13 protein-coding genes are annotated in these 12713 nt (G+C 70.6%); 9 read left to right on the top strand and 4 right to left on the bottom strand.

Going from position 1 to position 12713, the window contains the following annotated elements:
* Positions 1 to 229: 229 nt before the first annotated feature.
* Both B8W67_RS12970 and ychF read right to left on the bottom strand, forming a co-directional pair.
* The gene (locus B8W67_RS12970; protein WP_085304394.1) at positions 230 to 952 is read right to left on the bottom strand and encodes a phosphotransferase; all 723 of its coding nucleotides are present in this window, start codon (positions 950 to 952) and stop codon (positions 230 to 232) included.
* 17 nt (positions 953 to 969) lie between these two features.
* The gene (ychF, locus tag B8W67_RS12965; RefSeq protein WP_069392505.1) at positions 970 to 2040 is read right to left on the bottom strand and encodes a redox-regulated ATPase YchF; all 1071 of its coding nucleotides are present in this window, start codon (positions 2038 to 2040) and stop codon (positions 970 to 972) included.
* A gap of 118 nt (positions 2041 to 2158) precedes the next feature.
* Here ychF and B8W67_RS12960 point away from each other — a divergent pair, with 118 nt between their 5' ends.
* Positions 2159 to 3253: a DUF6542 domain-containing protein gene (locus B8W67_RS12960; RefSeq protein ID WP_085304392.1), complete on the top strand. Its 1095-nt coding sequence runs from the start codon at positions 2159 to 2161 to the stop codon at positions 3251 to 3253.
* A 134-nt stretch (positions 3254 to 3387) separates the two neighbouring features.
* On the opposite strand, the gene B8W67_RS12955 is transcribed toward B8W67_RS12960, so the two are convergent.
* Entirely contained in the window at positions 3388 to 4395 is a 1008-nt protein-coding gene (locus B8W67_RS12955; protein WP_069392504.1) for a 4-hydroxy-3-methylbut-2-enyl diphosphate reductase, read from the bottom strand.
* 81 nt (positions 4396 to 4476) lie between these two features.
* On the opposite strand from B8W67_RS12955, the gene B8W67_RS12950 reads away from it, so the two are divergent.
* The 5 genes from B8W67_RS12950 to B8W67_RS12930 all read left to right on the top strand — a co-directional run bounded on the left by B8W67_RS12950 (position 4477) and on the right by B8W67_RS12930 (position 9087).
* Positions 4477 to 5079, top strand: coding sequence for a lipid droplet-associated protein (locus tag B8W67_RS12950; protein WP_069392503.1), 603 nt, complete (start codon positions 4477 to 4479; stop codon positions 5077 to 5079).
* Positions 5080 to 5086: 7 nt separating this feature from the next.
* Entirely contained in the window at positions 5087 to 6340 is a 1254-nt protein-coding gene (gene xseA, locus B8W67_RS12945) for an exodeoxyribonuclease VII large subunit (protein WP_085304390.1), read from the top strand.
* On the top strand, positions 6330 to 6599 hold the full coding sequence (locus B8W67_RS12940) for an exodeoxyribonuclease VII small subunit (RefSeq protein ID WP_085304388.1): 270 nt from the start codon (positions 6330 to 6332) through the stop codon (positions 6597 to 6599). Before xseA ends, B8W67_RS12940 begins: the two co-directional genes overlap by 11 nt.
* 85 nt (positions 6600 to 6684) lie before the next feature.
* On the top strand, positions 6685 to 7770 hold the full coding sequence (locus tag B8W67_RS12935; protein WP_069392547.1) for a 3-beta-hydroxysteroid dehydrogenase: 1086 nt from the start codon (positions 6685 to 6687) through the stop codon (positions 7768 to 7770).
* A 168-nt stretch (positions 7771 to 7938) separates the two neighbouring features.
* Positions 7939 to 9087: an AI-2E family transporter gene (locus B8W67_RS12930; RefSeq protein WP_069392500.1), complete on the top strand. Its 1149-nt coding sequence runs from the start codon at positions 7939 to 7941 to the stop codon at positions 9085 to 9087.
* 3 nt (positions 9088 to 9090) lie between these two features.
* Here the strand turns inward: B8W67_RS12930 and B8W67_RS12925 are convergent, their stop codons facing one another.
* On the bottom strand, positions 9091 to 9726 hold the full coding sequence (locus tag B8W67_RS12925) for a DUF4245 domain-containing protein (RefSeq protein ID WP_085304386.1): 636 nt from the start codon (positions 9724 to 9726) through the stop codon (positions 9091 to 9093).
* 54 nt (positions 9727 to 9780) lie between these two features.
* Here B8W67_RS12925 and glpX point away from each other — a divergent pair, with 54 nt between their 5' ends.
* From glpX to B8W67_RS12910, 3 genes are all read left to right on the top strand, one after another.
* Complete coding sequence (glpX, locus tag B8W67_RS12920) at positions 9781 to 10842, top strand: class II fructose-bisphosphatase (protein ID WP_197747574.1); 1062 nt, start codon at positions 9781 to 9783, stop codon at positions 10840 to 10842.
* Between the two features lie 49 nt (positions 10843 to 10891).
* Positions 10892 to 12289: a class II fumarate hydratase gene (locus tag B8W67_RS12915; protein WP_069392498.1), complete on the top strand. Its 1398-nt coding sequence runs from the start codon at positions 10892 to 10894 to the stop codon at positions 12287 to 12289.
* A 114-nt stretch (positions 12290 to 12403) separates the two neighbouring features.
* Positions 12404 to 12673, top strand: coding sequence for a hypothetical protein (locus tag B8W67_RS12910; protein WP_133056109.1), 270 nt, complete (start codon positions 12404 to 12406; stop codon positions 12671 to 12673).
* Positions 12674 to 12713: the final 40 nt, after the last annotated feature.

The raw sequence follows: 12713 nt of genomic DNA, 5'->3' as shown, positions 1-12713 counted from the left end.
CGTGCCGGTGGTGTCGAGGTCGGCGCGACGGCGCACGCCCCGGCGGACGCGGTGAGTTCGTCAACGGCGGCCGTGCGGCAGCGGCCCTGCCCGGGTGGTTCTGCGATCGTGACTACGCTTCGCAACGCAGTGATCGCGGTGATCGTGTCCCGCAGTGCCTGCCGTTCGAGCGTGAGTCACCAACGCTAGACGTTGAACCCGGACTCCACCACGCCGCCGTCGCATCTGTTCACTGCGCATCCCAGCGTTCTCGGTAGGTGCGTATCCGCTCGTCGTCGGGCTTCACCCCGTAGGCCTGGAAGAACAGCTCATCGAACCTCCGCCCGAAGTTGACCTCCCAACTGATGCTGTACGTCGCGATCGCCAGGTCGGCCCAACGGTCGGCAACACCGAGTCGCGCCAGATCCACATGCCCGGCGAACTCGCCATCGCGGTTCATCAGCGTGTTCGGCACACAGGGGTCGCCGTGGCAGACGACCAGACGCTCCGGCTCCGGCGGCGCCTTTGATCCGAGCCACGCGCCGCGGTAGGGGCAGGTGTCGACCGGCAGGGCGTCGTGGATGCGCCGAAGGCCTGTGGCGATGGCCCGCACCGCGACGTCCGGCGTGTCACGCCAACGCGGGTCGGCCGCCGGAATCGCGTCGATTCCCTCGGTGACCAGCCAGGCGTGATCATCGTCTTCGCCGCCGTCAAGGACCCGCGGGACGGCAATGAACTGAGCGGCCCACCGCAGCTTCTCCGACTCCACGAGAAGGTCCACATCCCCGCGGCGCCCCGAATCCAGGCCCGCGTAAGGCTGCCACTTGATATAGCGGGTCCCCCGACGACCGCACGCCCGAAAGGTCCATCCCCCCAGCTCGTTTCGCCATACCGCCGCGATGGGATCCGCTCCGGCGAGTTCCACGACCTTGCCCGGGATGTCCGGAGGAGTCTCGGGGACCTGCGCGCTCATCGTTGCCGGCCAGATGGCTATCCGTGCCGGAACTCCACCACGTCCCCGTCGGCCATCACGTAGTCCTTGCCCTCCATGCGGACCTTGCCGGCGGCTTTGGCCGCGGCCATCGACCCGGCGGCGACAAGATCGTCGAAGGAGACCACCTCGGCCTTGATGAAGCGCTTCTCGAAGTCGGTGTGGATCACCCCGGCCGCCTTCGGCGCGGTGTCGCCCTGGCGGATCGTCCAGGCGCGGGCCTCCTTGGGCCCGGCGGTCAGATAGGTCTGCAAGGCCAGCGTGTGGAACCCGGCGCGGGCCAGCGCGTCGAGGCCGCGTTCGGTCTGCCCGATCGACTCCAGCAACTCCAGCGCCGAGTCGTCGTCGAGTTCGGCCAGCTCCGCCTCGATCTTCGCGTCGAGGAACACCGCGTCGGCCGGGGCCACCAGCTCCCGCAACTCGGCGATGCGCGCCGTGTCGGCCAGTACGGTCTCGTCGGCGTTGAACACGTACAGGAACGGTTTGGTGGTCAGCAGGTTCAGCTCCCGCAGCGGCGCGGGATCCACCCCGGCCGAGAACAGGGTGGTGCCGCTGTCGAGGATCTCACCCGCGGCGACCGCCGCCTCCAGAACCGGTTTGCGGTCCTTGTTGTTTCGGGCTTCCTTCTCCAGCCGCGGCACGGCCTTCTCCAGGGTTTGCAGGTCCGCCAGGATCAGCTCGGTGGCGATGACCTCGATGTCGGCGGCGGGGTCGACCTTGCCGTCGACGTGCACCACGTCGTCGTCGGCGAAGACCCGCACCACCTGGCAGATCGCGTCACATTCGCGGATGTTGGCCAAGAACTTGTTGCCCAGCCCGGCTCCCTCGGAGGCGCCCTTGACGATTCCGGCGATGTCGACGAACGTCACCGGGGCGGCCAGGATGCGCTGCGAGCCGAAGATCTCCGCGAGCTTGTCCAGCCGGGAGTCCGGCAGCGGCACCACGCCCTCGTTGGGTTCGATGGTCGCGAACGGATAGTTCGCGGCCAGCACGTTGTTGCGGGTCAACGCGTTGAACAGCGTTGATTTCCCGACGTTGGGCAGTCCCACGATCCCCAGGCTCAGACTCACAGGGACCAGAGTCTATCGGTGCCGATCGCACCGTTCACCCCCGCCGACCGGGAGACTGTGCGCCACACCGCAGGCGTGCTGCCGCCGCGCTCACAACCGCAGCCGGTACGGTCTACCTGTGTCAGCACAGCGTGCCCGGTGGGCGGTGAGCGCCGAGCACCGCTCGGTGCACCCCGGTGTCGCGGGGGTGCCGTGGTGGGGTGCGATCGTGCTCGCGGTGGCCCTGACCACCGTCGGATTCGCCGTCGACGCCGCTTCCGGGGACAAACAACTGACCACCGTGTTCGCCGCGCTGTACGTGCTCGGCTGTGTGGTCGCGGTCCTCGCGGTCCAGCAGTCGGGGCTGTTCACCGCGGTGATCCAGCCGCCGCTGATCTTGTTCTGCAGCGTGCCCGGCGCCTATTTCCTGTTCCACGGCGCGACCGTCTCGGGGCTGAAGAACCTGCTGATCAACTGTGGCTATCCGCTGATCGAACGGTTCCCGCTGATGGTGTTCGCCTCCGTGGTGGTGCTGGTGATCGGGGCGATCCGGTGGGTGCTCGGTGCGGTCGGGCACAGCGCGAACACCGCCGACGACATCCCCGACACCGACGCCGGTGCGTCGGGTGAGCCCGGCCCGGTCGCGACGCTGCTGGCCAAACTCACCTCGCTGTGGGGCGGCGGCTCGGAGGAGACCGGGGACGGGACGGACCGTCCACGGCGGCACACCATCGACCGCTCCGCGCGGCGTGGCAGCGCCCGCCGTCCCCAGCGTCCGCCCACCGATCGGGCCGGACGCCCGCGGCGCCCCCGCGGTGGCGATGCCGTCGATCGCGACGGGCAGCAGCCGCGGCGACGGCCCCGACCCGGTGCCACCGCCGATCCCGACCGTCCCGTGCGGCGCCGCCGGCCCGCGGCCGACTACCGGGACGCCGAGCGGTCGCGTCGCCGCCGCGACGACGACCTGCCCCCGCCGCGCCCGCGTCGCCCCCGCGACCCGGGCCGCGCCGGTGAGCCGGAGCGCCGCGGCACCCGGTTCGACCCGTACGACACGATGGATCGCCCGGATCGCCCGGATCGCCCACCGCCGCGGCGCCCGCGGGTGCCGACCGCCGAGAGCACCCACCACCCGGTGTCGCGGGTCCGCTACCGCGGCTCGGGCTCGGGTGAGGCTCCCCCCGGCCGGCGACTGCGCGACACCGATCCCGCGGACACCTGGCAATACGACATCTGACCAGCGGCAGGGTCTGCGCGGGTGGATCGGCCGCGGATGGGCTGCGGATCGGTAGCCACCGTCCCGGCGGCGAGCAGCGGGAGTGTGCATCGGGGTTTGTGCATCCACGGCGGCGACACGCCGACGGTCGCCCGCTAGCTGGAGCGGCGCGCCGGGCGGATCTCGCGGGGCAGGGCGAACACCAGGGTCTCGTTGGCGGTGGTCACCGGCTGCACGGTGTCGTAGCCGTGCTCGGCCAGCGTGTCCAGCACACCGCGCACCAGCACCTCGGGCACCGACGCCCCGGAGGTCACGCCCACCGACTGCACCCCGTCGAGCCAGCTCTCCTCGATGTCCCCGGCGTAGTCGACCAGGTGCGCGGCCGGGCAACCGGCGCCCAGCGCCACCTCGACCAGCCGCATCGAGTTCGACGAGTTGCGTGACCCCACCACGATCACCAGCTCGCACTCCGGGGCCATCGCCTTGACGGCGGTCTGGCGGTTCTGGGTGGCGTAGCAGATGTCGTCGCTGGGCGGGTCCTGCAACTTGGGGAACCGCTCCCGCAACCGGTGCACGGTCTCCATCGTCTCGTCGACGCTGAGCGTGGTCTGCGACAGCCACACCACCTTGTTCTCGTCGCGCACCACCACCGCGTCGACCGCGTCGGGGCCGTCGACCAACTGCACGTGGTCGGGTGCCTCACCGGCGGTGCCGATGACCTCCTCGTGGCCCTCGTGGCCGATCAGCAGGATGTCGTAGTCGGCGCGGGCGAACCGCTTCGCCTCGTTGTGCACCTTGGTGACCAGCGGGCAGGTGGCGTCGATGACCTGCAGCTCCCGTTCGGCGGCCGATTCGTGGACGCTCGGGGCCACCCCGTGGGCGGAGAACACCACGATCGCCCCCTCGGGCACCTCGTCGGTCTCGTCGACGAAGACCGCCCCCGCGGCGGCCAGGGTGTCGACCACGTGGCGGTTGTGCACGATCTCGTGGCGCACGTAGACCGGAGCCCCGTGTTTCTCCAGCGCGCGCTCCACCGTCTCCACCGCTCGGTCCACGCCGGCGCAGTATCCGCGCGGCTCGGCGAGCAGTACTTGTTTCCCGGAACCCCGCGTGACCAGCGAGCTGGCCGCACCGGGGATCCCCATGTTGACGGTCGGCGGCATGCTCACCAGAGTACGTTGGGCCGACACCACCCGCCACACCCGGCGTTTGGCCTCGACCGCAGGTTAAGGCAGGCTGGAGGCATGTCTAGTGCACCGTACGGAGTCCGACTGCTGGTCGGCGCGGCCGCGATCGCTGTCGAAGAGACCCGCAAACTGCCACGAAACGTCCTGATGTACCCCATGACGCTGGCCAGTCAGGCAGCGCACCTGGTGATGTCGGTGCAGCAGAACATCGCCGAGGTGGTCATCAAGGGTGACGCCACTCTGGAGACGTTGTTCCCCCCCAAAGACGAGCAGCCCGAGTGGGCGGTCTTCGACGAGGACCTGCCCGAGGGCGCCGGTGACGCCGGTGACACCGCGCCGCAGCGCGGTGACCAGTCCGGCGACGCGGCCGGCAACGGGGAGCGCCGCACGGCGGGCCGCTTCGCCCTGTACTCCACCGCCGAGGGCACGCCCGACGAGGACCGACCGGCGCCGCCGGCCGCCGAGGCCGCGCCGCAGACCCCGGCGGTGGTCACCGAGCTGAACTACCCGAGCCTCACCCTGGCCCAGTTGCGTGCGCGCCTGACGTCGTTGAGCGTCGAGGACCTGCAGGCGCTGCTGAGCTACGAGGAATCCACCAAGGCTCGCGCCCCGTTCCAGACGCTGCTCGCCAACAGGATCACCCGCGTGTCGACCAAGTGAGTCGTCGGTGACCGCCGCGGCCCAGGGCGCCTCGGCGGAGAACCCGTTCCCCGTGCGTGCGGTCGCCGTGCGGGTCAAGAATTGGATCGACCGGCTGGGCACCGTGTGGGTGGAGGGTCAGCTCACCGAGATCAAACTGCGGCCCAACACCCGAACGGCGTTCATGGTGCTGCGCGACCCGGCAGCCGACATGTCGCTGACCGTCACCTGCTCGCCCACCTTGCTCGCCAACGCCCCGGTGACCCTGACCGAGGGCACCCGGGTGGTGGTTTGCGGAAAACCCAACTTCTACACCGGACGCGGCACGTTCTCGTTGCGGCTCACCGAGATCCGCGCCGTCGGTGTCGGCGAACTGCTCGCTCGCATCGACCGGTTGCGTCGCCTGCTGGACGCCGAGGGACTCTTCGACCCCCGCCTCAAACGCCCGATTCCCTTCCTGCCCAACATGATCGGGTTGATCACCGGACGCGCCAGCATGGCCGAACGCGATGTGACGGTCGTGGCGTCCGAGCGGTGGCCGGCGGCGCGGTTCGCCATCCGCAACACCGCAGTGCAGGGCCCCACCGCGGTGGCGCAGGTGGTGGCGGCACTGCGGGAACTCGACGCCGATCCCGAGGTCGACGTCATCGTCATCGCCCGCGGCGGGGGCAGCGTGGAAGATCTGCTGCCGTTCTCCGACGAGACGCTGTGCCGGGCGATCGCCGCGGCGACCACACCGGTGGTCAGCGCCATCGGCCACGAACCGGACGCTCCGCTGTGCGACCTGGTGGCCGACCTGCGGGCCGCCACACCCACCGATGCGGCCAAACAGATCGTGCCCGACATCGCCGCCGAGCAGGCGCTGCTCGACGGGTTGCGGGGCCGCAGCGCCCGGGCCCTGCGCAACTGGGTCACCCGCGAGCGCCGGGCGCTGCAGCATCTGCGCAGCCGCCCGGTGCTGGCCGACCCGCTGGCGGCGCTGACCACCCGCGCCGAGGAGATCGCCCGGGCGCGCGCCGCCGTGCGCCGCGACATCACCCGGGCGGTCGCCGGCGAAACCGACCGGATCGGGCACCTGTCGGCCCGGCTGAGCACGCTGGGCCCGGCGGCCACCCTGGCCCGCGGCTACGCGGTGGTCCAGGTGATGCCCACCGACGGCACCGACGCCCGCCCGGCGGTGGTACACCGGGTGAGCGACGCCCCGGCCGGTGCCCGGCTGCGGATCCGGGTGGCCGACGGGGCGGTGGCGGCAATCAGTGAGGGGAGCACCGATGGCGACTGAGCACGACGCCGAGCACGACGCGACCGGCGAGGCCGACGCGACACCCATCGGCGCGTTGGGCTACGAGCAGTGCCGCGACGAGCTGGTCGAGGTGGTGCGGGTGCTCGAACTCGGCGGGCTGAGCCTCGATGAGTCGCTGACGCTGTGGGAGCGCGGCGAAGCGCTGGCCCGGCGCTGCGAAGAACACCTGGCCGGGGCCCGCGAGCGGGTGGCCGAGGTCCTCCACAGCGATGACGCCGACGACGGCGCGCCGGAGTAGACCGCGGTGACCAGCGGTGCGCCCGCGGCCGAATCCCCCCCCCGAAGCGGCAACTCTGGAACATGTTTCAGTTATGCTCCCCGCCATGGGTGATGCATCACTGACCACCGAGCTCGGCCGCTGCCTGGTGACCGGCGGATCCGGGTTCGTCGGCGCCAACCTGGTGCGCACGCTGCTCGAGCGCGGCTACGAGGTGCGCGCCTTCGACCGGGCCCCCTCCCCGATCGCCGAGCACCCGAAACTGCAGGTGCTGCAGGGCGACATCACCAACCCGGAGACGGTGGCCGCCGCCGTCGACGGGATCGACACCGTGTTCCACACCGCGGCGATCATCGACCTGGCCGGCGGTGCGGAGGTCACCGACGAACTGCGCCAGCGCAGCTTCGCCATCAACGTCGACGGCACCAAGAACCTGGTGGAATCCGGCCAGCTGGCCGGGGTGCGGCGGTTCGTCTACACCGCCTCCAACAGCGTGGTGATGGGTGGACGCCAACACATCCGCAACGGCGACGAGACGATGCCCTACACCACCCGGTTCAACGACCTGTACACCGAGACGAAGGTCGCGGCGGAGAAGTTCGTGCTCGGCGCGAACCCCGACGACGGCGCCGGCATGCTCACCTGCTCGATCCGCCCGTCGGGCATCTGGGGCACCGGCGACCAGACGATGTTCCGCCGCCTGTTCGAAAGCATGCTCTCCGGACAGGTGAAGGTGCTCATCGGCGGCAAGAACGCCAAGCTGGACAACAGCTACGTCGACAACCTCATCCACGGGTTCATCCTCGCCGCCGAACACCTGGTGCCCGGCGGCACCGCCCCGGGCCAGGCCTACTTCATCAACGACGGCGAACCGATCAACATGTTCGAGTTCGCCCGGCCGGTCATGGAGGCCTGCGGCCAACCCTTCCCGCGGTTGCGGATCCCCGGCGCGCCGGTGCGCGCGGCGATGGCGGCCTGGCAGTGGGCGCACTACAAGTTCAAGCTGCCCGCCCCGCTGCTGGAGCCGGGCGCGGTGGAACGTCTCTACATCGACAACTACTTCTCGATCGCCAAGGCGCGCCGCGATTTGGGCTACGAGCCGCTCTACACCACCGAGCAGGCCATGCAGCAGTGCCTGCCCTACTACGTCGAACTGTTCGAGACGGTCAAAGCGGAGCGCAACGCCGGGTAGCCCCTGCGGCGGGCCACCGCTTCGGGCAGCGGTGATCCCGCCGCCGATCTACGGCCGGCCCGCGGTGTAGGGGCTTTTCCCGCCGAACGGTGCCCGCCCGGCGCGGCGGCCGGGAAAGATCGCTGGTACACCGCCGACGCGGTGACGAGACGGGAGGGCGGACAGACCATGGCCCTTGAGCAGGAATTCACCCTCACCCAGCGGCGCGCCCTGGCGATCGCCACGGCCGGCGCGCTGGCGTTCGGTGCGTACTTCCTGCGCAGCTACTTCGTGCTGATCGTGGTCGCCGCGGTCGGGGCGTACCTGTTCACCCCGCTGTTCACCCGACTGTGCCGCCGGGTGTCGACGGGCCTGGCGGCCACCGCGACGCTGCTGGCGGCGATGGCGGTCGTGTTCATCCCGGTCGGCGGGTGTCTGGTGCTCGCGGTCATCCAGGTCTCGCACATGGTCGATCAGGTCACCGGGTGGGTCGGGGACACCAGCCCGGACAAGCTCGGCGAAAAAGCACTCACCGTGGTCAACGACGCCCTCGACCGGGTGCCCTACGTCGAGGTGACGGTGACCCCGGAGATGCTGCGCAGCGGCATGGTGCGGGTCGGCCAGGAAGGCGGCCAGTGGCTGCTGGGCCAGGCGCAGGGCGCGGTCGGCGGCATCGCCGCGGCGGTCACCTCGGCGATCATCTTCCTCTACGTGTTCGTGGCGCTGCTGATCCACCGCGACCGCATCCAGACGCTGATCCGCCGGCTCAACCCGCTCGGCGAGGACGTCACCGACCTGTACCTGGCCAAGATGGGGTCGATGGTGCGCGGCACCGTCAGCGGACAGTTCGTCATCGCGCTGTGCCAGGGGGTGGCCGGTGCCGCCTCGATCTACATCGGCGGGTTCCACCGCGGCTTTTTCATCTTCGCGATCCTGCTGACGGCCCTGTCGATCATCCCGCTCGGCGGCGGCATCGTGACCATGCCGTTCGGGATCGGGATGATGTTCTTCGGCAACATCGCCGGCGGGGTGTTCGTCTTCGTGTTCCACCTGGTGGTGGTGACCAACATCGACAACGTGCTGCGCCCGTTCCTGGTGCCCCGCGACGCCCGCCTGCACCCGGCGCTGATGCTGCTGGCGGTGTTCGCCGGGATCACCATGTTCGGTTTCTGGGGCATCGTCATCGGGCCGGTGATCATGATCGTCATCGTCACCACCATCGACGTCTATTTGGCCGTCTACAAGGGCGTGGATCTCCAGGAGCCCTCCTGCGACGACGACGCCGAGGACGGGCCGCGCTGGCTGCAGGCGCTGCGCGCGCGGCTGGCCCGGCGCTGAGGGCTATTCGTCGGCGGGCAGCGGGGGCTGGGATGCGGTCGCCGCGGCCAGCGTGCGGAACTCCTGCGCGCTGCCCGCCCCGGTGATCGCCACCTGCGCGGCACCGCCGGGGCCGGTCAACCGGGTGGTCCAGATCGGTTCGACGTCGGCGCCCTCATAGACCACCCAGGTGGTGCCGTCGACGTCCTCGACGCCGGTGGGGTGGGCCTGCGGCTGCAGGCTGGCGACGAGTTTCTCCTCGTCGGCGTTGCTCTGGATCAACGCCAGGTACTGGCCGGTGGGGCTTAAAAACCCGACCGTGGAGGTCACCGCGCGGCTCGGCTGCCCGCTGACGGGGTCGGTGCGGCCGGCCTCGATGCTGCCGCGGGCCCCGGAGTTGGGCTGCCAGCCCTCGGGCAGCCGCGGCAGCCGCACCGGGAAGCCCAGCGTGGTGGCATCGGCGTGCAGGGCGGCGTCGGCGTCGTAGTCCGGCACCGGCCCGTTGTGCACCCCGGTGGGGGAAAACGAGCACATCCCGACCAGCCCGGCCAGCAGGATGCAGGCGAGCACCAGCGGCCCCAGCGACCAGAACATGTCCCGGCCGTCCTGGAGCAACCGCGGTTTATCCGGTTTGGGCGCGGGCTGCGGCTGGCTAGTCACCGGGCCAGTATCCCAGCTCACGGCCGCCGACGTGCTTCTGGGACAATCGGGGGCATGACTGACGCCACCGAATCCCCCGGCGCCGCAGCGCAGCCGCCCCGCCCGGAACCCCCGGACCGCAACCTGGCCATGGAGTTGGTGCGGGTCACCGAGGCCGGTGCGATGGCCGCGGGCCGCTGGGTGGGGCGCGGCGACAAGGAGGGCGGCGACGGGGCCGCGGTCGACGCGATGCGCGAACTGGTGAACTCGGTGTCGATGCGCGGCGTGGTCGTCATCGGCGAGGGCGAAAAGGACCACGCCCCGATGCTCTACAACGGCGAGGAGGTCGGCAACGGCGACGGGCCGGACTGCGACTTCGCCGTCGACCCGATCGACGGCACCACCCTGATGAGCAAGGGCATGCCCAACGCCATCTCGGTGCTCGCCGTCGCCGAGCGCGGCGCCATGTTCGACCCGTCGGCGGTGTTCTACATGAACAAGATCGCGGTGGGCCCCGAAGCCGCCGACGTGCTCGACATCACCGCCCCGATCAGCGCCAACATCGCCGCGGTGGCCAAGGTCAAGGGCCTGTCGGTGCGGGACATGACCGTGTGCATCCTGGACCGGCCGCGCCACGCCCAGCTCATCGCCGACGCCCGCGAGACGGGGGCGCGGATCCGGCTGATCTCCGACGGGGACGTCGCCGGGGCGATCTCGGCGTGCCGACCGGAGTCCGGCACCGACATGCTCGCCGGGATCGGCGGCACCCCGGAGGGCATCATCGCCGCCGCGGCGATCCGCTGCATGGGCGGGGCGATCCAGGCGCAACTGGCGCCCACCGACGACGCCGAGCGGCGCAAGGCCCTCGACGCCGGCTACGACCTCGACGAGGTGCTCACCACCGAACACCTCGTCGCCGGGGACAACGTGTTCTTCTCGGCGACCGGGGTGACCGACGGTGACCTGCTCACGGGGGTGCGCTACTACCCGGGCGGCTGCACCACCCAGTCGATCGTGATGCGCTCGAAGTCCGGCACCGTCCGCATGATCGAGGCCTACCACCGGCTGTCGAAACTCACCGAGTACTCGGCGGTGGATTTCACCGGCGACGCCAAAGCCGCCTACCCGCTGCCCTGATTTCCCCTGTTCACCGATTCCCGACTCCGCGACACCGAGGACTGATCCGATGGCCGACACCGAATACCGCATCGAACACGACACCATGGGCGAGGTCCGGGTGCCCGTCAACGCCTTGTGGCGGGCCCAGACCCAGCGCGCGGTGGAGAACTTCCCGATCTCGCATCGCGGCCTGGAACGCACCCAGATCCGCGCCCTCGGACTGCTCAAGGGCGCCTGCGCCCAGGTCAACAAGGACCTGGGGCTGTTGGCGGCCGACCGCGCCGACGCGATCATCGCCGCGGCCGCCGAGATCGCCGAGGGCCGCCACGACGACCAGTTCCCCATCGACGTGTTCCAGACCGGTTCGGGCACCAGCTCCAACATGAACACCAACGAGGTGATCGCCTCGATCGCCGCGGCGGGCGGGGTCACGGTGCACCCCAACGACGACGTCAACATGTCCCAGTCGTCGAACGACACGTTCCCGACCGCCACCCACATCGCCGCCACCGAGGCCGCCGTGCGCCACCTCATTCCCGCGCTGGAGGTGCTGCACACCGCGCTCGACGACAAGGCCCACCAGTGGCGCACCGTGGTCAAGTCCGGGCGCACCCATCTGATGGACGCCGTCCCGGTCACCCTCGGCCAGGAGTTCTCCGGCTACGCCCGCCAGATCGCCGCCGGCATCGAGCGGGTCCGCGCCTGCCTGCCGCGCCTCGGTGAGCTCGCCATCGGCGGCACCGCGGTCGGCACCGGGCTCAACGCCCCCGACGGGTTCGGCGCCAAGGTCGTCGAGGTGCTCGTCGCCGACACGGGACTGGCCGAGCTGACCACCGCCACGAACTCGTTCGAGGCCCAGGCCGCCCGCGACGGGCTGGTCGAGGCGTCCGGGGCGCTGCGCACGATCGCGGTGTCGTTGACCAAGATCGCCAACGACGTCCGCTGGATGGGGTCGGGTCCGCTGACCGGTCTCGGCGAGATCCAGCTGCCGGATCTGCAGCCGGGCAGCTCGATCATGCCGGGCAAGGTGAACCCGGTGCTGCCCGAGGCGGTCACCCAGGTCGCCGCCCAGGTGGTCGGCAACGACGCGGCGATCGCCTGGGGCGGCGCCGGTGGGGCGTTCGAGCTCAACGTCTACATCCCGATGATGGCGCGCAACCTGCTGGAGTCGTTCACGCTGTTGGCGAACGTGTCGACGCTGTTCGCCGAGCGGTGCATCGTCGGGCTGGTGGCCAACGAGGCGCACATGCGCGAGCAGGCCGAATCGTCGCCGTCGATCGTCACGCCGCTGAACTCCGCGATCGGCTACGAGGAGGCCGCCGCGGTCGCCAAGGAGGCACTCAAGGAGCGCAAGACGATCCGCCAGACCGTCATCGACCGCGGCCTGATCGGGGAGAAGCTGTCGGAAGCCGAGCTGGATCGTCGCCTCGACGTGCTGGCGATGGCGAAGGCGCAGACCGACTAGCACCGCGGGGCCGACCATGACCGGCCGACCATGGCGGGCCGACTATGCTGTGGCGCTGACCGTCGGGTTTCCGGCGCGACGACAGTGCGCGACGACAGTGAAGGTGGTGCGCAGATGACCGCTCCCCCCGGCGGCCCCCACGGCCCGAACCCGTACGACCCCAACCCGTACGACCCGTACGGCCAGAACCCCGGGTGGGGCCAGCCGCCGCAGGGCGGTCAGCCCGGCTACCCGCCGCCCTACGGCGTCGACCCGTACGCGCAGACCCAATACGCCCCGACGAGCCCGCCCCCCGGCGGGTATCCGCCGCCGCAGTACCCCGGCGGCGGCTACCAGTCTCGTATAAACAACTACGACCCCACCAGACGCGACGCGAAGGGGTAATGCGGGGTGGGGGTGTAAAAAAAAAAGGGGGGGGGGGGGG

Source organism: Mycolicibacillus koreensis (assembly GCF_002104795.1).
Taxonomy (GTDB): domain Bacteria; phylum Actinomycetota; class Actinomycetes; order Mycobacteriales; family Mycobacteriaceae; genus Mycobacterium; species Mycobacterium koreense.
The sequence above is the reverse complement of the archived record's forward strand: the minus strand, read 5'-3'. Positions and strand labels throughout refer to the sequence as shown.